We start from the raw sequence: 19446 nt of genomic DNA, 5'->3' as shown, positions 1-19446 counted from the left end.
CTTCCCGACACAGCAAACAGCCATAATTCTCGTTTACTTTTACATAATAAAAACCACGTAAAAACAATGGATTTATGGTGATGTTAAACAATAAACGACTCTCTCGCTGGCTCGCGTTTTTTACGCTTGCAGCGACATTCGCATTAGCACTTCCGGCTCAGGCAAACACCTGGCCGCTGCCGCCACCGGGAAGCCGTCTGGTGGGTCAGAATGCTGTTCACGTTGTTGAAGACAATGGCGGTTCTCTGGAAGCGATTGCGAAAAAGTACAATGTCGGCTTTCTCGCGCTGCTGCAGGCCAACCCTGGCGTTGACCCTTACGTACCACGTCCGGGCAGCGTTTTGACGATCCCGTTACAAACTCTGCTACCTGATGCCCCGCGCGAAGGTATTGTTATCAACCTCGCCGAACTGCGTCTTTATTATTACCAGCCGGGGACCAATTCGGTGACCGTGTATCCTATTGGTATTGGCCAGCTAGGTGGTGACACGCTGACGCCTACGATGGTAACCACCATCTCTGATAAACGCGCCAACCCTACCTGGACGCCGACGGCAAATATCCGCGCGCGATACAAAGCAAACGGGATTGACCTGCCTGCCGTTGTGCCTGCCGGTCCGGATAACCCGATGGGCCATCATGCGATTCGCTTAGCGGCATACGGCGGCGTGTACCTGTTGCACGGTACAAATGCTGATTTTGGCATCGGAATGCGCGTCAGTTCCGGCTGTATTCGTCTGCGCGACGGTGATATCGAAACCCTGTTCCGTCAGGTAACGCCCGGAACTAAGGTCAATATTATCAATACGCCGATCAAAGCATCCGTTGAGCCTAACGGCGTGCGCCTGGTGGAAGTACACCAACCGCTGTCCGAAAAAATCAATGACGACCCGCAACTGCTGCCGATCGTGCTGAACGCGTCCATGCAGACATTTAAAAATGCGGCGCAAACAGATACCGCCGTCATGGATCATGCGATGGAGATTCGCTCAGGCATGCCGGTCGATGTGACCCGTCATCATGATGTTGCTCAACAACCGCTGTAAACGTAGTGTATAAAAAAACCCCCGCTGGATTTTATTCCGCGGGGGTTTTTTATTTAACTCGCAGTGGCATTGCGATGGGTTAAATCTTATTTGTAGATAACAGCAGTTCCGTGAAGAGTGTTAGGACCGGTAACGGAAGTAATACGGAAAGACTTCGCACCCATCTCATCGGCTTTCTGCGCCAGTTGATCTTCCAGAGAACCTAAGTTAGTCCCCGCATTCGCAGAAATAGTACCGACTTTCTCTTGGCCCGCAGGAGTGGATTGAACTTCAACAGCGGCAAAGCTTGCAGATGACAGTGAGCTAAGAACAGCAGCAACAAACAGTGTTTTTACGTTTTTCATGATAGTGACCTTTAGCAGATGAATGGGTGTCGAAAAGATTAACTTAACGATCGATAGGTAAATCATAGATGTGATCCAGGTCACACGTCAACATTTTTTTATAATGATCGTTATATAAAATATAAAGGTCTTATTTTTCATACTAATAGCTATAAATTATTTTTATCGTGAATCCGCTGGAGTGTGCAGTCGAATATTTTTATAATGGTTATTCAATAAACCCAACAAAGGTACATCGGCGCCATGACAACTGAAACGACAGGTTGTGCAAAAAAAAGCCGTGGCCGACCAAAAGTGTTCGACAGGGAAGCCGCGCTTGATAAGGCCATGACACTCTTCTGGCAGCACGGATATGAAGCGACCTCGCTCGCCGATCTCGTGGAAGCCACCGGCGCAAAAGCGCCCACGCTGTATGCGGAGTTCACCAATAAAGAAGGGTTGTTCCGTGCCGTACTGGACCGCTACATCACCCGCTTTGCGGCGAAACACGAAGCCCAGCTGTTTTGTGAAGAAAAAAGCCTTGAGTCCGCACTGGAAGACTATTTCACCGCTATAGCGACCTGCTTTACCAGCAAGGACACCCCGGCGGGATGTTTCATGATTAATACTTCTGCGACGCTGGCAGCCTCTTCCCGCGATATTGCACACACGGTGAAATCCCGCCATGCAATGCAGGAACAGACGCTTACCCAGTTCCTTCACCAGCGCCAGCAACGAGGCGAAATTCCGGCCCATTGCGACGTGCAAAAACTGGCCGAATACCTGAACTGTATTTTACAAGGTATGTCGATCAGCGCCCGTGAAGGCGCAACGTTTGAAAAACTGATGCAGATCGCACACACAACCCTGCGACTGTGGCCCGAACTCGTCAAAGCTTAAGCCTTTGCCGCAATTCCCCCGCTGTACTCACACCACCGGGAGCTGATAAAGCCCCCGGTTAGATTCCCGTTCTATTGTCCCTACATTTCTCATTGTTTTCATCGTGTTACCCGATCATTTTTTGTAAAAAGTATTGATAACGACAATTATTATCAGCAATATTCGCATTTGTTTTAATGCCTGTTTCACAATGTAACCATCGGTTTCTCTACCGCTATAACAAAAACAGACCGACTTTTTTAAAAGGAATACAAATGCATAAGCGTCTCTGGGTGCTCAATCCTCTTCTGTTATCTTTAACTTTACCCGCTGTTGCGGCTGAGGAAGAGAACCTCATCGTCAGCGCCAACCGTAGCCAGCGCACCGTGGCAGAAATGGCGCAAACGACCTGGGTTATTGAAGGAAGCGAGATTGAACAACAGGTTCAGGGAGGAAAAGAGTTCAAGGATGTTCTTGCTCAGCTAATCCCAGGAATCGATGTTAGTAGCCAGGGACGCACAAACTATGGCATGAACATGCGCGGTCGCGCCATTGTCGTGCTAATTGACGGCGTCCGTCTGAACTCCTCGCGAACCGACAGCCGTCAGCTTGACTCCATTGACCCATTTAACATTGCGCACATTGAAGTCATTTCAGGCGCAACCTCTCTTTATGGCGGTGGCAGTACCGGCGGATTAATCAACATTGTCACCAAAAAAGGTCAGCCGGAGCGTGAAGTAGAACTCGAACTGGGGAGCAAAAGCGGCTTCAACAATAGCAACGATCATGATGAACGCGTTGCCGCGGCGGTGAGTGGCGGAACCGATCGCGCTTCCGGGCGTATGTCCGTCGCGTATCAACGATTTGGCGGCTGGTATGACGGTAATCACGATGCCCTGCTGCTCGATAACACCCAAACCGGGCTACAGCACTCCGATCGTCTGGACGTCATGGGCACCGGGACAATTGAACTTGACGACAACCGTCAGTTGCAACTGGTTACGCAGTACTATAAAAGTCAGGGGGATGACGATTACGGGCTGGATCTCGGCGAGAACATGTCCGCCGTGACCGGAAACGGCAAAGCATATACCAGCAGCGGACTGAATTCCGATCGTATTCCCGGCACCGAACGTCATCTTATTAGCCTGCAATATTCAGATGCGGATTTTTTTGGCCAAAACCTGGTCAGCCAAATCTATTACCGTGACGAATCGCTGAAATTCTACCCCTTCCCTACGCTCAGCAAAGGCAAAGTCACCAGTTTCTCCGCATCACAGCAGGACACAGACCAGTTTGGTGCCAAAATTACCCTCAACAGCCAGTTGATGGATAACTGGGAGCTGACGTGGGGTGTCGATGCCGATCACGAAACCTTCGACTCCAATCAGAAATTCTTCGATCTGGCCTGGTCCCTGCCCTCCGGCGGCATGGACAACCGTACCGCTTATACCACCGGACGTTACCCCGGTTACAGCATCACCAACTTCGCGCCTTTCCTGCAAAACAGCTATGACATTAACGATATCTTTACCCTCAGCGCCGGCGTGCGCTATCAGTGGACCGAAAACAGGGTTGATGATTTCGTTGGCTATGCTCAACAGCAGGGAATCGCGACCGGGCTTGCGAACTCTGCCGATACTATTCCGGGCGGCAAAACCGATTACGATAATTTCCTGTTCAACGCCGGTATCCTTGCCCACCTGACCGACCGTCAGCAAACGTGGTTTAACTTTTCTCAGGGCGTGGAGCTTCCGGACCCAGGGAAATATTACGGTAACGGTACCTATTCGCTGGTTGGCGATCATTACCAGCTCCAGCGCAGCGTCAACGTGGCGGATTCACGTCTGGAAGGGATTAAAGTTAACTCGTACGAACTGGGGTGGCGCTACACCGGCGATAGTCTGCGCACGCAACTGGCCGCTTACTACTCGACTTCAGATAAATCGATCGTTATCAACCGTAGCGATATGACCATTAACGTTCAGCCCGACGATCGCCGCATTTATGGCGTTGAAGGTGCGGTGGATTATTTCATTGCGGACACGGACTGGAGCCTGGGTGGCAACTTCAACGTCATTAAATCGGAAGTGAAACAGAACGGTAAATGGCAAAAATGGGATGTCACGCTGGCCTCACCGTCCAAAGCAACCGCGTGGGTCGGCTGGGCACCAGAACCGTGGACCTTGCGCGTACAGAGCCAGCAAACATTTGATCTGACCGACGCCAGCGGTAACAAGTTGGATGGCTATAACACGATGGACTTTATCGGCAGCTATCAGCTCCCGTTGGGTAAGCTGACCTTCAGCGTGGAAAACCTGCTGAATGAAGAGTACACCACACTGTGGGGACAACGTGCGCCACTACTGTATAGCCCAACCTACGGCAGCCCGTCACTGTATGAATACAAGGGCCGGGGTCGTACTTTTGGTCTGAACTACGCCTTAACCTTCTGATAAAAAAAGCCCCCCAGCCTGAGCGAATGGGGGGCTAATGTTCAGGATAATGCTATTTTACGCTTTGTTATTCAGTACCAACTGTCCGTTGTTATCCAACGGAATTTGCGCGCCGGGGTCCTTATCCATACGGATTTTCCCCTGCTGATCGCCAATTTTGTACGTCACGTCGTAGCCCAGCATCTTTTCAGATTTGTCATACACCGTTTTACAACGCTGCTGCGTGGTGGTGTAAGTATCGTTTTCCTGCATCGAACCCTGAATCTGGTTACCTGCATAGCCGCCGCCTAAAGCACCGGCCACGGTAGCAATATCTTTACCACGTCCACCGCCAAACTGATGCCCAATAACACCACCCGCAACCGCGCCCAGTACGGAACCCGCGATACGGTTTTCATCTTGTACCGGCTTGCGGTGGGTGACCGTTACGTTCCGGCACTCCTGACGCGGTGTTTTTACCGACTCTTTAATCGGTGTTGCAGAGACAACTTGCGCATACTGTGGGCCACGCTCGAAAACGTTCAGACTGGCCACCGCTGCAACACCCAGCGCAGCAGCTACGCCAATCCCTATACCCGCCAACATTGATTTATTCACGGGACTACCTCCTTTTTTGCTATTAGCAACAACTTTGCAACAGAAGGTAAGGAATGCCAATCAGATTACGGATGAAAATAGCGGGAGGTGAAGCGAAAGCGGAATGATTCAGACAACTCTGAAGGAAGGCGTCGGATGCGTAAAATCATCCGACGCCACAGGTCGATATTAATGCAGTTTCAGACGCGGGCGAATCACCCGGTTGATACTGCCGACCAGCATCATCAGCCCGGTTTTGAAGTAGCCGTGCAAAGCAATCTGGTGCATGCGGTACAGTGAGATGTACACAAAGCGCGCAATACGTCCTTCCACCATCATCGAACCACGGGTCAGGTTGCCCATCAGGCTACCCACGGTAGAGAAGTTAGAGAGCGAGACCAGAGAGCCGTGATCTTTGTACTGATACGCTTTCAGCGGCTTACCGTTCATCTGTGCCAGAATATTGTTCATCGCGCAGGTCGCCATCTGGTGTGCTGCCTGAGCGCGCGGAGGCACAAAACCGCCTTCCGGGCGAGCGCAGGAAGCGCAGTCGCCAATCGCGTACACGTCAGGATCGCGCGTGCTCTGCAGAGTTGGCTCAACCACCAGTTGGTTAATACGGTTCGTTTCCAGACCGCCAATGTCTTTCATAAAGTCTGGCGCTTTGATACCCGCCGCCCACACCATCAGATCGGCTTTAATGTATTCGCCATCTTTGGTGTGCAGTCCCCCTTCGTCAGCGCTGGTTACCATCGTCTGGGTCAGTACGCGTACGCCCAGTTTGGTTAACTCATTATGCGCAGCACCGGAAATACGCGGCGGCAACGCAGGCAGAATACGCTCACCGGCTTCGACCAGCGTAACGTTCAGCGCGTCATTGGTCAGCCCTTTGTAACCATAGCTGTGCAGTTGTTTTACCGCATTGTGCAGCTCAGCGGAGAGTTCAACACCCGTCGCACCGCCGCCCACAATGGCGATATTCACTTTTCCGTTAGCGCCCAGATTCGCGGAATACTTCAGGAACAGATTCAGCATCTCCTGGTGGAATCGACGCGCCTGATGCGGGTTATCGAGGAAAATGCAGTTTTCTTTCACGCCAGGGGTGTTGAAATCGTTAGACGTACTGCCCAACGCCATCACCAGCGTGTCATACGGCACTTTACGCTCAGGAACCAGTAGCTCACCCTTCTCATCGCGCAGCTCAGCGAGAGTAATGGTCTTCGCTTCACGATCGATATCCACCACCGAGCCTAACTGGAACTGGAAGCCATGGTTACGGGCATGAGCCAAATAACTCAGCGCATCCACACCTTCGTCCAGTGAACCCGTCGCCACTTCATGCAGTAACGGTTTCCACAAGTGACTGTGGTTTCTGTCTACCAGTGTGATTTTGGCCTTTTTCTTACGCCCGAGTTTTTTACCCAGCTGCGTCGCCATTTCCAGTCCGCCAGCACCGCCGCCGACAATCACGATCCTTTTCAATGGTGTAGTCAACGTGACCCCCTCAAATTTATTAACCAATTGTTAATTAAAAGTTATGAGCATAGCCTTTAATTAACAACAAGTTACGGCAATGAAAATGTTCTTCGAGAGTGAGAATAACACGAACGGTGCATTGGTCATACCAAAATTGATATGTATCAAGTTTTGATGCTGAAAAGATAGACAACCGGAACTTTAAGAACAAAAAAACCAGCCCGATGGCTGGTTTTTTACACACTCAATAAGAATTAACCTAACGTCTTGAACGCTTTGATGCGCTGCAAATGCGGAGAGATATTCTTAAACTTATGCGTCTGCTCTTCGTCCCAGACTATCTCGTAAAAATGATGCAGCTCTTCCGACGAACGCTGACTGTTAAGCGCTTCATCATGACGTGACAGGATCACCAGGCAGCGATCGCGATTCTTCTCACGGAAATTGGTCACGCATTTTGTTGCGATGTCTGCATACTCCTCAGGTCTGTCGATTTTGCCTTCCATGTTCTCATACGGGAACAGGTTGGGATTAAACACTACCTGACGAATATCACACAGGAAACCAATCCGTTCAGCCCAATATCCCCCGAGCCCCACACCACAAATCAGCGGACGGTCATCCACATTCAGCTGCAGCATTTTGTCCACTTCTTTCAGCAGATGCTGCATATCATGTTTAGGATGCCGCGTACTGTAGCTAATCAGCCTGACATCCGGGTCGATGAATTGCAGCTGCAACACCTTCTCATGGTTGCCCGGGCTGTTAGAGTCAAAACCGTGTAAATAGATAATCATCGCATCCTCGCCAAACTTGCGTTAATGACCTGCTTTCTCTTCCTGCCAGCGCTCATGAAGTTGGTTAAGCTGAGCGCTTACCGTCTTCCAGCGTGCCGAGTCCATCAGTTCCTGACGTGAAAATGAACCTTTATGATACAAACGTGTAACACGTTCTGCATTGATCGGCGACAGATTATCTAACACACTGACCGCTCCCTTACGATTATTGCAGACCAGGATCATATCGCAACCTGCATCCAGCGACGCCTGTCCACGCTCCGCATAGCTTCCCATAATCGCCGCCCCTTCCATCGACAAATCGTCGGAGAAAATGACACCATCGAAGCCAAGTTCCTGACGTAGCACCGTTTTCAACCAGTGAGGTGAGCCACTCGCCGGACGCGGATCGACATCACTGTAGATGACATGCGCAGGCATAATGGCATCCAGTTTGTTTTCCGTAATCAACGTCTGGAACACGGACATATCTTTCGCACGAATCTCGGCTTCTGGGCGTGGATCGGTTGGGGTTTCTTTGTGTGAATCCGCCGTCACCGCCCCATGTCCTGGGAAATGTTTACCGGTCGTTTTCATGCCAGCAGCATGCATCCCGTCAATGAAGCGGGTCGCCATCGCCAGCGCTTTTAGCGGATCGGCATGGTAAGAACGCTCGCCGATTGCCGCGCTGATATGGCCCACATCCAGCACGGGTGCAAAGCTGATATCAATGTCCATCGCGATCATTTCGCTGGCCATCAACCACCCGGCGTCCTGAGCCAGTTTGCCGCCCTCTTCCAGACCATGCAACGCAGCAAAGGATTGAGCCGCAGGCAGGCGGGTAAAGCCCTCACGAAAACGCTGTACGCGTCCGCCTTCCTGATCTACCGCCACCACCAGATGGTTACGTGACGCAGCCCGGATCTGACGCACTAATTCACGCAGCTGTTCCGGATCATGATAATTTCGGGTAAAGAGGATCAACCCACCTACCAGCGGATGTGCCAGAATCTCACGCTCTTCAGCGTCCAGCTCATACCCTTCGACATCCAACATTACTGGGCCCACACTGCTCTCCTTATCCTTTCATTGTTAGCTGCCGCCAGGTTTCATCGGCCAGCCTGATAAATTGTCGATCGCCGGTTTGCCGCCAGCGATACTCAAACCACCCCGCCTTCAGCATCATTATCCAGGGTTGCCATTGTCTGACCTGTCGCCACAAAACGTCTGGCTCAATGTGCGCTCGTTGGGCGTAGGTGCTAACCAACTGTTGGTGCTGGGATTCATCGCTAACCCATACTGCCGCCAGCTCCAGGGCAATATCACCGTCTCCGGCGTATTCCCAGTCAATCAGCCGCAGCCCTGATGCCGTACGTACGATGTTGTCACCGTGAACATCCATATGCAGCGGCCCCAGGCGCAAAGGTCGAGGCTCACCTCGTTTCCTTAGCCGCTTCAGCGCGCGCAGCCAGCATGGTGTACGACGCGCCGGATCGCCACACTGCCAGTACTGTTCAAGTAGCGGAAGCAGGTTGATTCGCCAGCCCAATCGGGGTTGCTGGTGCAGATGATACAGTAAGCCTGCGAGTTCGTCGGCGTCCGGTAATCTGGATTCTACCTTACCGTGAAAAAACTCGACTGCCATCCACCCACGCGTATAAAAGTGAGGACGTGGCGCAAGGCTTTCTGGCAGGTGTTTTAGCGCATGATATTGGCGTAAGAAATGAGATTCCGGCGCGTCAGGGTCGTGATGGCAGCGCAGTACCAGCCGGTGGGAACGGTGTTCAATGATGCAACTCCCGCCGCTCAGGCCGGTTTGGCTGGTTGCGACGGGATGATACTGCGGGAAATAGCGCGACAACACTTCGCCGCGCGTGAGTCTGTTATTGTTGCTGAACGGCACCTTTACCTGACCAGATTATCTCGCCAGTTTGTACCAGCATTAATTGCATTTGCAGCGCAGGCGAATTGACGTTGCCGGATGCGCTGGAATAAAGCACATACTGCGCGCCAACGTTACGGGCGATACCAATCGCTTTACTGCGCGTTCCCAGACTGTCATTCGGCGACAGACCTAACTGCTGTTTGGCGACAGCCAGCTGTTGGGCAGAAATCAGCGTAAACTTACCGTTATTCGCCAGCGCGTTACGTAAGGTTTCGGTGGCTTCACCCGCGTTCAACGAGCCGTTGGTGCGGTTATTCACGCTATCAACCAGCAGAACGCCGCCCGCTTTGACGCCGTCTGCCTGCAGCATTTTGCCGACCATCGGCTGCATAGCCCCGTTCCAGTCATAGTGACGTTGACGTGGCGTAGGCTGCGCCGTTTGGTCTTCATGCTCAATTGGGCCCGGCTGCTGCGGTATACTTGGCACCGTTGGCACAACCGGCACCGGCTGTTGCGGCTGCGCAGGCTGTTCCGGTACCGGCTTCACTTCCTCTACCGGCGCGGGCTCACGTTGCGCCACACAGCCAGAGAGAAACATCGCCAGCGCGGCAATCAGTGCGTAGCGATTCATTTTGTTCATCAAGATTCACCCCTTACAAATAAAGATAAAGTCTAACCTTGTGCGCCCCCAGAAAATTGGCGCTGCCGTACAGCGTCACCGACGAATGAGCCGGAATAGTCACACTGCGTGGCGCTTCCAGAGGGTGCATTTCCAGCCCTCTGGCGTCATACCAGTAAAACCGATAATGAACGGTAACGGGTTCTTGTCTTTCGTTATAGAGTCGAGAGGATGCCGAAGCCTGAATATCAGACGTTGTTAACGTGGGCTGCTCTGCTGTAATACCCGCCGCCAGAATTGTTGATTCCATCACCAGCGACTGTTCATCACTTACCGGGATTTCAGGATGTGTTCGACAACCCGCCAGCAACAACAAGCCCAGTGAAAGCGCAATGCATCCTCTGGTCATGCTTACAGACCTTTATGCGCAAGCATTGGGCCAAGCGCACGTCCACCCAGCAGGTGCATATGAATGTGATACACCTCCTGCCCCCCGTGGCGGTTGGTGTTCATGATTAAGCGGTACCCATCTGCAGCAATGCCTTCCTGCTCAGCAATTTTCGCCGCAACGGTGATCATGCGGCCCAATGCCTGTTCATGTTCCGCCGTCACATCGTTGACAGTTGGGATCAGAATGTTAGGAATGATCAGGATATGCGTTGGTGCCTGAGGGGAAATATCACGAAACGCAGTGACCAGTTCATCCTGGTATACGATATCCGACGGAATCTCACGACGAATAATTTTGCTGAATATAGTTTCTTCTGCCACGACGTTTTCCTTTTTCATTAACAGCCCAAGCGTTTTGCCATGCTACGCCGGGTAACTCTGCGAGTATAGAGTATGAGCGAGTTACTCACGCTCTTTCAACTTTAACCCTCGATTTTTTAAGCGAAAACCCCAGTCAGTGCTGCTCTTATAACCATTTCCCTGCGCTATTGCTCAAGCATAGTACTGAAACAATATTTCATTTATGCCGTAGCATCTGTTTACACATTGAGTGCTAATGCGTATATTTCGCATTTGTATTTACATGCGCATTTAATAATTTACAACCAAAGGGTTCATCACAACTACCGGTGATTTGAACTTAATATTAATAATTATCAAGGACTTTTCGATGTCTTTCACAACACTCAACGGGAATGTTCAACGCCAACCGGGCCTTGCCCCTTCTTTGCTGGCAGCATGCATCACGCTAGCGCTTTTACCTTCCACCAGCCTCGCAGCCCCTGCTGAAGAGACAGTAATCGTGGAAGGTTCTGCTCCAGCCGCATCCAGTGAGGAGCAGGATTACAGCGTTAAATCGACGACCGCTGGCACAAAAATGCAGATGACACAGCGCGATATCCCGCAATCAGTCAGCATTGTCAGCCAGCAGCGCATGGAAGATCAGCAGTTGCAAACGCTGGGCGATGTGATGGATAACACGTTGGGGATAAGCAAAAGCCAGGCGGATTCAGATCGCAGCAGCTATTACTCGCGCGGATTTCAGATTGATAACTATATGGTCGATGGGATCCCGACCTATTTTGAATCCCGCTGGAATCTCGGTGACGCCCTTTCTGACACCGCCCTTTTTGAGCGTGTCGAAGTGGTCCGTGGCGCAAACGGGCTAATGACCGGGACGGGTAACCCTTCAGCCTCCATTAACATGATCCGTAAGCATGCCACCAGCCGCGAGTTCACCGGTAATGTTTCAGCGGAATATGGCAGTTGGAACAAACAACGCTATGTGACCGATCTGCAAAGCCCGCTTACAGCAGACGGCAACGTGCGCGGCCGCATCGTGGCGGGTTACCAGAATAACGACTCCTGGCTTGATCACTACAATAGCGAAAAAATGTTCTTCTCCGGGATTGTCGATGCCGATTTGGGTGACACCACCAGCCTGTCTGCGGGCTATGAATATCAGCGCATTGATATCAACAGCCCAACCTGGGGTGGATTGCCGCGCTGGAATACCGATGGCAGTAAAAACAGCTACGACCGCTCGCGTAGCACTGCGCCGGACTGGGCTTACAACGATAAAGACTTCAACAAAGTGTTTGTCACCATCAAACAACGTTTTGCCGATACCTGGCAGGCGACCATGAACGCCACCCACTCCGAGGTCAAGTTCGACAGTAAAATGATGTACGTCGATGCCTATGTTAATAAGGCCGACGGCACGCTGATTGGCCCATATGGTAACTATGGTCCAGGATATGACTACGTCGGAGGAACCGGCTGGAACAGCGGCAAACGTAAAGTGGATGCTGTCGATCTATTCGCCGACGGCGGTTATGATCTGTTTGGTCGCCAGCATAATCTGATGTTGGGCGGCAGCTACAGTAAACAGAATAACCGTTATGAAAGCTCGTGGGCGAACGTTTTCCCCAACGAAATCGGCAGCTTCTATACCTACGATGGTAACTTCCCGGAAACCAACTGGAACCCGCAGTCATTAGCTCAGGACGATACCACGCACATGAAATCGCTGTACGCCGCAACGCGTATTTCGCTGGCCGACCCACTGCATTTGATTGTTGGCGCACGTTACACCAACTGGCGTATCGACACCCTGACCTACAGCATGGAGCAAAACCACACCACGCCGTATGCGGGTCTGGTCTATGACATTGACGATAACTGGTCTACCTACGCCAGCTATACCTCAATCTTCCAGCCGCAGAACAAGCGCGACAGTTCCGGTAAATATCTCTCTCCGATCACCGGCAACAACTATGAGCTTGGCCTGAAGTCCGACTGGATGAACAGCCGTTTAACCACCACGCTCGCGGTGTTCCGCATTGAACAGGATAACGTAGCGCAATCAACCGGCGTGCCAATCGCCGGTAGCAATGGCGACACGGCCTTTAAAGCGATGGATGGTACGGTCAGCAAAGGGGTCGAATTCGAGATTAACGGTGCGATCACCGATAACTGGCAGATGACGTTTGGTGCGACACGCTATGTTGCAGAAGACAACGAAGGCAATGCAGTAAACCCAAACCTGCCGCGGACCACGGTAAAACTGTTTACCCGTTATCGCCTGCCAGCCATGCCGGAACTGACCGTCGGCGGTGGAGTTAACTGGCAGAATCGTGTTTACAGCGATACGGTCACGCCTTATGGCACATTCCGCGCGGAACAAGGAAGCTACGCCCTGGTAGATTTGTTCACCCGCTACCAGGTAACAAAAAACTTCTCAGTGCAGGGTAACCTTAATAACCTGTTCGATAAAACCTACGACACGAATATCGACGGTTCTATCGTTTATGGTGAGCCGCGTAACGTCAGCGTTACCGCCAGCTATCAGTTCTGACACCGGGTATTGCGTAGAATCGCTAACTCGCTGACTTAGGTTCCAAATTCTCATCAAACTCCAGCCGCTTTCTGTCGGGTTCTACCGCAGTCAGCGGCTCCACTTCTGCAAGCGTCTGCTGACAGCGCCCCACCAGCACCTGATACTCGCGAGTGCCCTGTTTTTTCCACACCAGTTCCTGCTCAGTTAACATGCGAATCGCTTTCGCCGGGCTGCCGACAATCAGATGGTTGGCAGGCATCTCAGCGCGCGCTTTCACAAACGCCGAAGCACCAACGATACTGTTTTCACCGATGGTCGCGCCATCGATAATCACCGCGCTCATGCCGACCAGCGCGTTACGCCCAATCACACAGCCATGCAGAATCGCGCCGTGGCCGATATGTCCGTCCTCTTCTACCACCGTATCCAGGCCGGGAAATCCGTGCATTACGCAGTTATCCTGGATATTCGCCCCATCTTTAACCACGATACGCCCAAAATCTCCGCGCAGGCTGGCGTTGGGACCAACATAAACACCTTTGCCGAGAATGACATCGCCAATCAGCACTGCGGTTGGGTGAACATAGCTTTCTGCAGGAACTACCGGGATCATCCCGTCAATCTGGTAAATCGGCATGGCTTCTCCTGTTACACCTCGGCTAATCCGCCGAAGCGTTGATAATAGAGCGGACCCGGCGCGGGCAGTTCCCCCACCGAGCTCTCGCCTTTTTCGCTGACGAAAACCTGGGCGCCGGGCGCAACACGTTGATAAATATTAATGCACAGCTGACGCGCCGTCTGACCCAGCCAGTGAGCAGGCAACAATTCTTCCGGCAGCAGCGGATCTTTGAGCACAACCCGACGATAGAAGTGAATGAGCAACAGGCGGATCTGGAAGCAGCGCTCTGGCGTAAGTTCGTCCGGCCCGGCGTCACGCAGTAGCGGTAACAACGGACGGAACAGCGTGATAAACGCCTCGTACATGGCATTTTGTTCGGTTAAGTGCCAGCACCCTTCTACCCGCTCACGCAGCGCAGCGCGGGAGAGTGCCAACGGCGAATGCGCCTCAAAAACGATGACGTTTTCCGCCACCCCAGCTTCATGGAGCAGCGACTGTACGTCAGCCAGCTTTTGCGATGGCGACGCCAGCAGACTCGGCGCCAGTACGCCAAAACCTTGCCATAACAGCTGCTTTTTAACTTCGGCCAGGGTATTTTTCTCCAGCCCCTCCGACAGCAGCAGCAGCCAGGTACCGTCCCACTCAGGGGCGCTGGCACGGTAGATTTTGCTCTCGGCGCGGCGCGTCAAGCGTAGCCCTTTATCACTCAGGCGGTAGAAACTGCGACGGCCGATACGTACTACGTCCAGCCATTCTTCTTTATTAAGGCGAAACAGCGCGGTACGTACAAAACGTTCACCGAAGCCAAGCCCTTCCAGCAGCGCGGCAACGCTACCGAGCCAGACTTCTCCACCGCGTTGCGATAAACAGTCCCCGTAAAGCGAGGCGATAAGCGAGGTGCCGCTGACCGGCATTGCGGTTACCGCCTGCTGAATAAAACTATCGAGTTTTTCCATATGATTCATACTGTTGTCTTTTTTGTCCTTTTTGAATCATAGCACAGGAAAATTTCCGCGATATGGCAGGAATTTGTAGGCCGGATAAGGCAACGCGCCATCCGGCAACTTGTGCGCTCTCGCCTGATGGCGCTGCGCTTATCAGGCCTACGAGGCTTAGCCGTTGGCGGCAACTTTGCGCAGGTCGAACACCCGACACGCCTTTCCTTCTGAGCGCGGGATGCTGCCGCAGTTAACAATGCTTACGTCCGTTGAAATACCGACCATCGACTTAATACGATGACGCAAATGATGGCAAATCTGGCAGCGCTGCTCATGGCTTAGCACCAGGCTACTCTCTTTAAGCTCCACGCGTACCGAAAGCGAATCAAGATGTCCTCGGCGATCCACTTCCAACTGGTAATGCGGAGCCAGATGTTCAATCTTGAGGATCTCTTCTTCCACCTGCGATGGGAAGACGTTGACGCCGCGAATAATCAGCATATCGTCGCTGCGCCCGCTAATGCGATCCATACGACGCATCGTGCGTGCGGTACCCGGCAGCAGGCGCGTCAGGTCGCGGGTACGATAACGAATGACCGGTAGCGCTTCTTTCGTCAGCGTGGTGAACAGCAGTTCGCCGTGCTCTCCGTCGGCCAGTGGCGTACCGTCATCCGGATTGACCACTTCCGGGAAGAAATGATCCTCCCATATTGTCGGACCATCACCCGTTTCGATGCACTCCATCGCCACGCCCGGCCCCATCACTTCCGAGAGGCCATAAATATCCAGCGCCGTAATACCCAGGCGACGTTCGATCTCCGCGCGCATCCCCGTTGTCCACGGCTCTGCGCCAAAGACACCGGTACGCAGCGAACAACCCCGCGCGTCACCGCCCATCTGGCGCTCCAGCTCTTCAATCAGGTTCAGACAGTAGGATGGCGTGACCATAATCATGTCAGGTTTGAAATCGCGAATCAGCTGCGCCTGTTTCTCGGTTTGACCGCCGGACATCGGGATAACCGTTGCCCCCAGGCGTTCCGCGCCGTAGTGCGCGCCCAGTCCGCCGGTGAAAAGGCCATAGCCATAAGCGACGTGGATTTTATCTTTCGCGGTACCGCCTGCGGCACGCAGCGAGCGGGCGACGATGTTAGCCCAGGTATCGATATCATTTTGCGTATAGCCCACCACTGTCGGTTTACCCGTGGTGCCGGATGATGCATGGATACGCACCACCTGCTCCATCGGTACCGCGAAGGTGTCGAAGGGATAGTTGTCACGCAGATCCTGCTTGGTGGTGTAGGGAAACTTGCTCAGATCGCTCAGCTCACGGAAATCATCCGGGTGAACCCCCGCCGCGTCGAACTTACGGCGGTACATCGGGACATTTTCATAGGCGTGTTTTAACGTCCATTTCAAACGCTCGGTTTGCAAAGCCTGTAATTCGTCACGCGATGCGGTTTCAATCGGATCTAATTTTGTTGTTGTCGTTGTCATTTTGTAGGGCACTCGCAGGTCAATTAGCTCACACTCGCTCAAGGATCATGGCAATGCCCTGACCCACGCCAATACACATCGTACACAGCGCATAACGTCCATTGCGTCGTTCCAGCTCCAGCGTTGCGGCCAGCGCTAACCGCACACCGCTCATCCCCAGCGGGTGACCTAAAGCGATAGCCCCCCCATTGGGATTCACGTGTTCTGCGTCATCTGCCAGTCCAAGCTGTCTCATCACACCCAACGCCTGGGCGGCAAAGGCTTCATTCAGCTCAATCACATCCATATCGTTGATATTCAGCCCGGCGCGCTCCAGCACTTTTCGTACCGCAGGAACTGGCCCAAGCCCCATAAACTTCGGCTCCACGCCCGCCGTCGCCATCGCGACAATGCGTGCACGCGGCGTTAGTCCCTGGGCCTTTATGTGTTGCTCGCTGGCTACGATCATTGCTGCCGCGCCGTCGTTCACCCCAGAGGCATTGCCTGCGGTGACCACGCCGTTCTTACGAAACGGTGTTTTCAGTTGTGCGAGTTGCTCCAGCGTGGTTTCTGCACGCGGATGTTCATCTTCACGTACTGCGCTAACTGCCCCTTTCTTGCCAATGATTTGTACCGGCACAATTTCCTGCGCCAGAATGCCGTCACGCTGGGCTTTCGCCGTGCGCTGCTGGCTGCGATACGCAAAGGCGTCCTGGTCTTCTCGGCTTACATTTAACAATTCAGCTACATTCTCCGCCGTTTCCGGCATGCTGTCAGTTCCGAATTGTTGCTGCATGAGCGGGTTCACAAAACGCCAGCCAATGGTGGTATCAAACATTTCTGCCTGACGCTGGTATGGCGTCGTTGCCTTACCCATCACGAACGGCGCGCGGGACATTGACTCAACACCACCAGCGATCAGCAGGTCGGCATCACCGGCTTTGATCGTGCGAGCAGCGAAGCCGATCGCATCAAGCCCGGAGCCGCACAGACGGTTGATGGTCGTGCCGGCAACGCTGTGCGGATAACCCGCCAGCAGGGTCGCCATATGCGCCACGTTGCGGTTATCCTCGCCCGCCTGGTTGGCGCAACCGAAGATCACATCGTCAATAGCGCTGGGATCCAGGCGTGGGTTGCGGTTGAGTAATTCACGCAACGGGATGGCCGCCAGATCGTCGGCACGCACGCCTGCCAGCGCCCCGCCGTAGCGACCAATCGGGGTACGAATACCGTCACAAATAAATGCGTCACGCATTAGACTTCTCCTGTAATCGTGCCACCGATGCGGTGGGATTTGCCGCGAAACAGAGCCACGGTTTTGTGTTGCTGATTGACAATTTCAATGTCGTAAACGCCAGTGAGTTTGCCTTGCTGCTTGACCCGCGCGGTGGCGGTCAGTTTGTCACCTGCAAAGGCCGGGCGCAGAAAGTCGATACTGCCCGCTGAGGCTACTGCTGCCAGTCCCTGACTGTTGCAGGCGTAAGCAAAGGCAGTATCCGCCAGTGAAAACAGTTGCCCGCCGTGACAGGTCTGATGGCCATTCAGCTGCGACGGCGACACGGTCATGGTCATCTGCGAATAACCGTCGTCCATCTCAATAATTTCAATCCCCAGCGCCTGCGCGCAGGTGTCTTTCACATACATGGCGCGGGCGTTGCGCCAGGCTTCATTACTCATGACGCATCTCCATCAGCGCTTTCTGGCGCAGCAGCGCACTCGGGCGATAGCGTTCCTCGCCATAGTGCTGTTGTAGATTTTCCAGCAGACGCAGCACACGTCCCCAGCCGAGCGATTCACCCCAGGCCAGCGGCCCGTGCGGGTAGTTGACCCCCAAACACATGGCGGTATCGATATCCTCGGCGCTGGCGACTCCTTTTTGCAGCGCATCCAGCGCTTCGTTCGCCAGCATCGCTACCGTGCGCCATACCAGCAGCCCTGGGTAGTCGGCAATACGCAGCACCTTTTTGCCCTGCTGCTGGAAGTAGTACACTGCTTTGTCGGTGGCTGAATCCGGGTTGGTTGGTGCGCTTGCCAGCACGACGGTGTCGCCCGCAGCATGGTCATACACCACCACCGGGCGCTGGTGCTGCACGCTTAAGGCCAGCGCGGTTTCACCGGTAGTTTCAAGGAGCAGCACATCATCCAGTTCAGTGACAACGTCACGCTTGATATTTTTTGCTGCATTTTCAGGCGCTACCGCTGCAACAGCCAGTTCAGGCGATACTTCAGCAGGCCAGCGATAGACGCCGTGGCCGCTCTTTTTGCCCAGACGCCCCGCCAGAGCGAGCTCCTGTTGCAGCAAAGACGGTAGAAAACGGCGGTCCTGCCAGAAAGCGTTAAACACCGAACAGGTCACGGCAAAGTTGACGTCCTGACCAATCAAGTCGGTCAGCGCCAGCGGCCCCATCGGGAAGCCGCCGCCGTCGCGCAGTGCCGCATCAATCACTTCCGCTGACGCAACCTGTTCTTCCAGCGCGCGCCAGGCTTCAGCGTAATACGGACGCGCCACGCGGTTGACGATAAAACCCGGCGTTGAGCGGCAGCGCACCGGCTGCTTGCCCCAGGCGATTACGCACTGGCAAAGCTGCTCGACTACCTCGGTTGAGGTGGCAAGGCCGCTCACCACTTCCACCAGTTTCATCACCGGTGCAGGGTTAAAGAAGTGCAGCCCCGCCACACGTTCCGGATGCTTCACTCCCGCCGCAATTGTGGTAATTGAGATCGACGAGGTATTACTGGTCAGCAGCGTTGACGGCGAGCAGATATCCGCCAACTGACTGAACAGCGCTTTTTTAATTTCCAGCCGCTCAGAAGCGGCTTCAATCACCATTTGTGCGTCGGCAAGCTGATTCAGTTCAGTCGCGGGTGCGATCCGTCCCAGCAGCTCACTGGCCTGTTCCGCACTGATTTTTCCACGACCAACTCGAACGTCGAGTCGCTGGCGAATACCCTCAATGGCGCGAGTAATCGCCTCAGCGGAAATGTCATACAGCAGAACCGAATGTCCGGCGCAGGCAGCCACCTCGGCAATGCCTGCACCCATTGTTCCGCCGCCGATCACGGCAATGCGATGAAGAGTTTGCGTCATGGC

19 protein-coding genes are annotated in these 19446 nt (G+C 53.5%); 4 read left to right on the top strand and 15 right to left on the bottom strand.

Annotation, left to right across the window (positions count from 1 at the left end; translation table 11 throughout):
• The first annotated feature begins 80 nt into the window (after positions 1 to 80).
• Positions 81 to 1046 (top strand): L,D-transpeptidase LdtC, encoded by a 966-nt coding sequence (ldtC, locus tag OGY67_RS20955; protein ID WP_032944376.1) that lies wholly within the window; start codon positions 81 to 83, stop codon positions 1044 to 1046.
• Positions 1047 to 1132: 86 nt separating this feature from the next.
• Here ldtC and bhsA read toward each other — a convergent pair whose 3' ends face one another.
• Positions 1133 to 1390 carry a multiple stress resistance protein BhsA gene (bhsA, locus tag OGY67_RS20950; RefSeq protein ID WP_286574465.1) on the bottom strand — a complete coding sequence of 86 codons (258 nt, stop codon included), beginning with the start codon at positions 1388 to 1390 and terminating at the stop codon, positions 1133 to 1135.
• Between the two features lie 243 nt (positions 1391 to 1633).
• Between bhsA and comR the strand changes: the two genes are divergently transcribed.
• On the top strand, positions 1634 to 2269 hold the full coding sequence (gene comR, locus OGY67_RS20945; RefSeq protein ID WP_008784432.1) for a TetR family copper-responsive transcriptional repressor ComR: 636 nt from the start codon (positions 1634 to 1636) through the stop codon (positions 2267 to 2269).
• Positions 2270 to 2523: 254 nt separating this feature from the next.
• Positions 2524 to 4704: a TonB-dependent siderophore receptor gene (locus OGY67_RS20940; protein ID WP_008784431.1), complete on the top strand. Its 2181-nt coding sequence runs from the start codon at positions 2524 to 2526 to the stop codon at positions 4702 to 4704.
• A 57-nt stretch (positions 4705 to 4761) separates the two neighbouring features.
• Here the strand turns inward: OGY67_RS20940 and OGY67_RS20935 are convergent, their stop codons facing one another.
• The 8 genes from OGY67_RS20935 to hinT all read right to left on the bottom strand — a co-directional run bounded on the left by OGY67_RS20935 (position 4762) and on the right by hinT (position 10807).
• Positions 4762 to 5301, bottom strand: coding sequence for a glycine zipper 2TM domain-containing protein (locus OGY67_RS20935; protein ID WP_003030814.1), 540 nt, complete (start codon positions 5299 to 5301; stop codon positions 4762 to 4764).
• A 168-nt stretch (positions 5302 to 5469) separates the two neighbouring features.
• Positions 5470 to 6774, bottom strand: a complete 1305-nt coding sequence (ndh, locus tag OGY67_RS20930) for an NADH-quinone dehydrogenase (RefSeq protein ID WP_003832263.1) — start codon at positions 6772 to 6774, stop codon at positions 5470 to 5472.
• Positions 6775 to 7010: 236 nt separating this feature from the next.
• Positions 7011 to 7553, bottom strand: coding sequence for an alpha/beta hydrolase YcfP (ycfP, locus tag OGY67_RS20925; RefSeq protein ID WP_003030817.1), 543 nt, complete (start codon positions 7551 to 7553; stop codon positions 7011 to 7013).
• A 21-nt stretch (positions 7554 to 7574) separates the two neighbouring features.
• A complete protein-coding gene (gene nagZ / locus OGY67_RS20920; protein ID WP_032943019.1) occupies positions 7575 to 8600 on the bottom strand; it encodes a beta-N-acetylhexosaminidase in 1026 nt (341 codons plus the stop codon).
• A 10-nt stretch (positions 8601 to 8610) separates the two neighbouring features.
• The gene (gene thiK, locus OGY67_RS20915; protein ID WP_048235622.1) at positions 8611 to 9435 is read right to left on the bottom strand and encodes a thiamine kinase; all 825 of its coding nucleotides are present in this window, start codon (positions 9433 to 9435) and stop codon (positions 8611 to 8613) included.
• Entirely contained in the window at positions 9416 to 10057 is a 642-nt protein-coding gene (lpoB, locus tag OGY67_RS20910; protein ID WP_008784426.1) for a penicillin-binding protein activator LpoB, read from the bottom strand. Before lpoB ends, thiK begins: the two co-directional genes overlap by 20 nt.
• Before the next feature lie 13 nt (positions 10058 to 10070).
• Positions 10071 to 10445, bottom strand: a complete 375-nt coding sequence (locus OGY67_RS20905; protein ID WP_008784425.1) for a YcfL family putative periplasmic lipoprotein — start codon at positions 10443 to 10445, stop codon at positions 10071 to 10073.
• Positions 10446 to 10447: 2 nt separating this feature from the next.
• The gene (gene hinT / locus OGY67_RS20900) at positions 10448 to 10807 is read right to left on the bottom strand and encodes a purine nucleoside phosphoramidase (protein ID WP_003030826.1); all 360 of its coding nucleotides are present in this window, start codon (positions 10805 to 10807) and stop codon (positions 10448 to 10450) included.
• A 349-nt stretch (positions 10808 to 11156) separates the two neighbouring features.
• Here hinT and fhuE point away from each other — a divergent pair, with 349 nt between their 5' ends.
• Positions 11157 to 13343, top strand: a complete 2187-nt coding sequence (gene fhuE / locus OGY67_RS20895) for a ferric-rhodotorulic acid/ferric-coprogen receptor FhuE (RefSeq protein WP_186413501.1) — start codon at positions 11157 to 11159, stop codon at positions 13341 to 13343.
• Positions 13344 to 13365: 22 nt separating this feature from the next.
• On the opposite strand, the gene paaY is transcribed toward fhuE, so the two are convergent.
• From paaY to paaH, 6 genes are all read right to left on the bottom strand, one after another.
• Positions 13366 to 13962 (bottom strand): phenylacetic acid degradation protein PaaY, encoded by a 597-nt coding sequence (paaY, locus tag OGY67_RS20890; RefSeq protein WP_286574464.1) that lies wholly within the window; start codon positions 13960 to 13962, stop codon positions 13366 to 13368.
• A gap of 11 nt (positions 13963 to 13973) precedes the next feature.
• Entirely contained in the window at positions 13974 to 14900 is a 927-nt protein-coding gene (paaX, locus tag OGY67_RS20885) for a phenylacetic acid degradation operon negative regulatory protein PaaX (protein WP_020996484.1), read from the bottom strand.
• A gap of 156 nt (positions 14901 to 15056) precedes the next feature.
• Positions 15057 to 16376 carry a phenylacetate--CoA ligase PaaK gene (gene paaK, locus OGY67_RS20880; RefSeq protein ID WP_286574463.1) on the bottom strand — a complete coding sequence of 440 codons (1320 nt, stop codon included), beginning with the start codon at positions 16374 to 16376 and terminating at the stop codon, positions 15057 to 15059.
• 28 nt (positions 16377 to 16404) lie between these two features.
• The gene (gene pcaF, locus OGY67_RS20875; protein WP_079934868.1) at positions 16405 to 17610 is read right to left on the bottom strand and encodes a 3-oxoadipyl-CoA thiolase; all 1206 of its coding nucleotides are present in this window, start codon (positions 17608 to 17610) and stop codon (positions 16405 to 16407) included.
• Positions 17610 to 18032: a hydroxyphenylacetyl-CoA thioesterase PaaI gene (paaI, locus tag OGY67_RS20870; protein ID WP_174770449.1), complete on the bottom strand. Its 423-nt coding sequence runs from the start codon at positions 18030 to 18032 to the stop codon at positions 17610 to 17612. Before paaI ends, pcaF begins: the two co-directional genes overlap by 1 nt.
• Complete coding sequence (gene paaH, locus OGY67_RS20865) at positions 18025 to 19443, bottom strand: 3-hydroxyacyl-CoA dehydrogenase PaaH (RefSeq protein ID WP_174770450.1); 1419 nt, start codon at positions 19441 to 19443, stop codon at positions 18025 to 18027. The genes paaI and paaH overlap by 8 nt, the downstream gene beginning before the upstream one ends.
• Positions 19444 to 19446: the final 3 nt, after the last annotated feature.

The organism is Citrobacter sp. Cpo015 (assembly GCF_030333035.1).
Classification (GTDB): Bacteria; Pseudomonadota; Gammaproteobacteria; order Enterobacterales; family Enterobacteriaceae; genus Citrobacter; species Citrobacter portucalensis.
This window is presented reverse-complemented; position numbering and strand designations above follow the sequence as displayed.

What these genes read in the sequence shown, in the direction of transcription:
- lpoB (WP_008784426.1), bottom strand. Translation starts at nt 10,057, where the DNA reads ATGAACAAAATGAATCGCTACGCACTGATTGCCGCGCTGGCGATGTTT.
- fhuE (WP_186413501.1), top strand. Translation starts at nt 11,157, where the DNA reads ATGTCTTTCACAACACTCAACGGGAATGTTCAACGCCAACCGGGCCTT.
- ldtC (WP_032944376.1), top strand. Translation starts at nt 81, where the DNA reads ATGTTAAACAATAAACGACTCTCTCGCTGGCTCGCGTTTTTTACGCTT.
- paaI (WP_174770449.1), bottom strand. Translation starts at nt 18,032, where the DNA reads ATGAGTAATGAAGCCTGGCGCAACGCCCGCGCCATGTATGTGAAAGAC.
- paaH (WP_174770450.1), bottom strand. Translation starts at nt 19,443, where the DNA reads ATGACGCAAACTCTTCATCGCATTGCCGTGATCGGCGGCGGAACAATG.
- OGY67_RS20905 (WP_008784425.1), bottom strand. Translation starts at nt 10,445, where the DNA reads ATGACCAGAGGATGCATTGCGCTTTCACTGGGCTTGTTGTTGCTGGCG.
- bhsA (WP_286574465.1), bottom strand. Translation starts at nt 1,390, where the DNA reads ATGAAAAACGTAAAAACACTGTTTGTTGCTGCTGTTCTTAGCTCACTG.
- paaY (WP_286574464.1), bottom strand. Translation starts at nt 13,962, where the DNA reads ATGCCGATTTACCAGATTGACGGGATGATCCCGGTAGTTCCTGCAGAA.
- ycfP (WP_003030817.1), bottom strand. Translation starts at nt 7,553, where the DNA reads ATGATTATCTATTTACACGGTTTTGACTCTAACAGCCCGGGCAACCAT.
- comR (WP_008784432.1), top strand. Translation starts at nt 1,634, where the DNA reads ATGACAACTGAAACGACAGGTTGTGCAAAAAAAAGCCGTGGCCGACCA.
- pcaF (WP_079934868.1), bottom strand. Translation starts at nt 17,610, where the DNA reads ATGCGTGACGCATTTATTTGTGACGGTATTCGTACCCCGATTGGTCGC.
- OGY67_RS20940 (WP_008784431.1), top strand. Translation starts at nt 2,524, where the DNA reads ATGCATAAGCGTCTCTGGGTGCTCAATCCTCTTCTGTTATCTTTAACT.
- paaX (WP_020996484.1), bottom strand. Translation starts at nt 14,900, where the DNA reads ATGGAAAAACTCGATAGTTTTATTCAGCAGGCGGTAACCGCAATGCCG.
- paaK (WP_286574463.1), bottom strand. Translation starts at nt 16,376, where the DNA reads ATGACAACGACAACAACAAAATTAGATCCGATTGAAACCGCATCGCGT.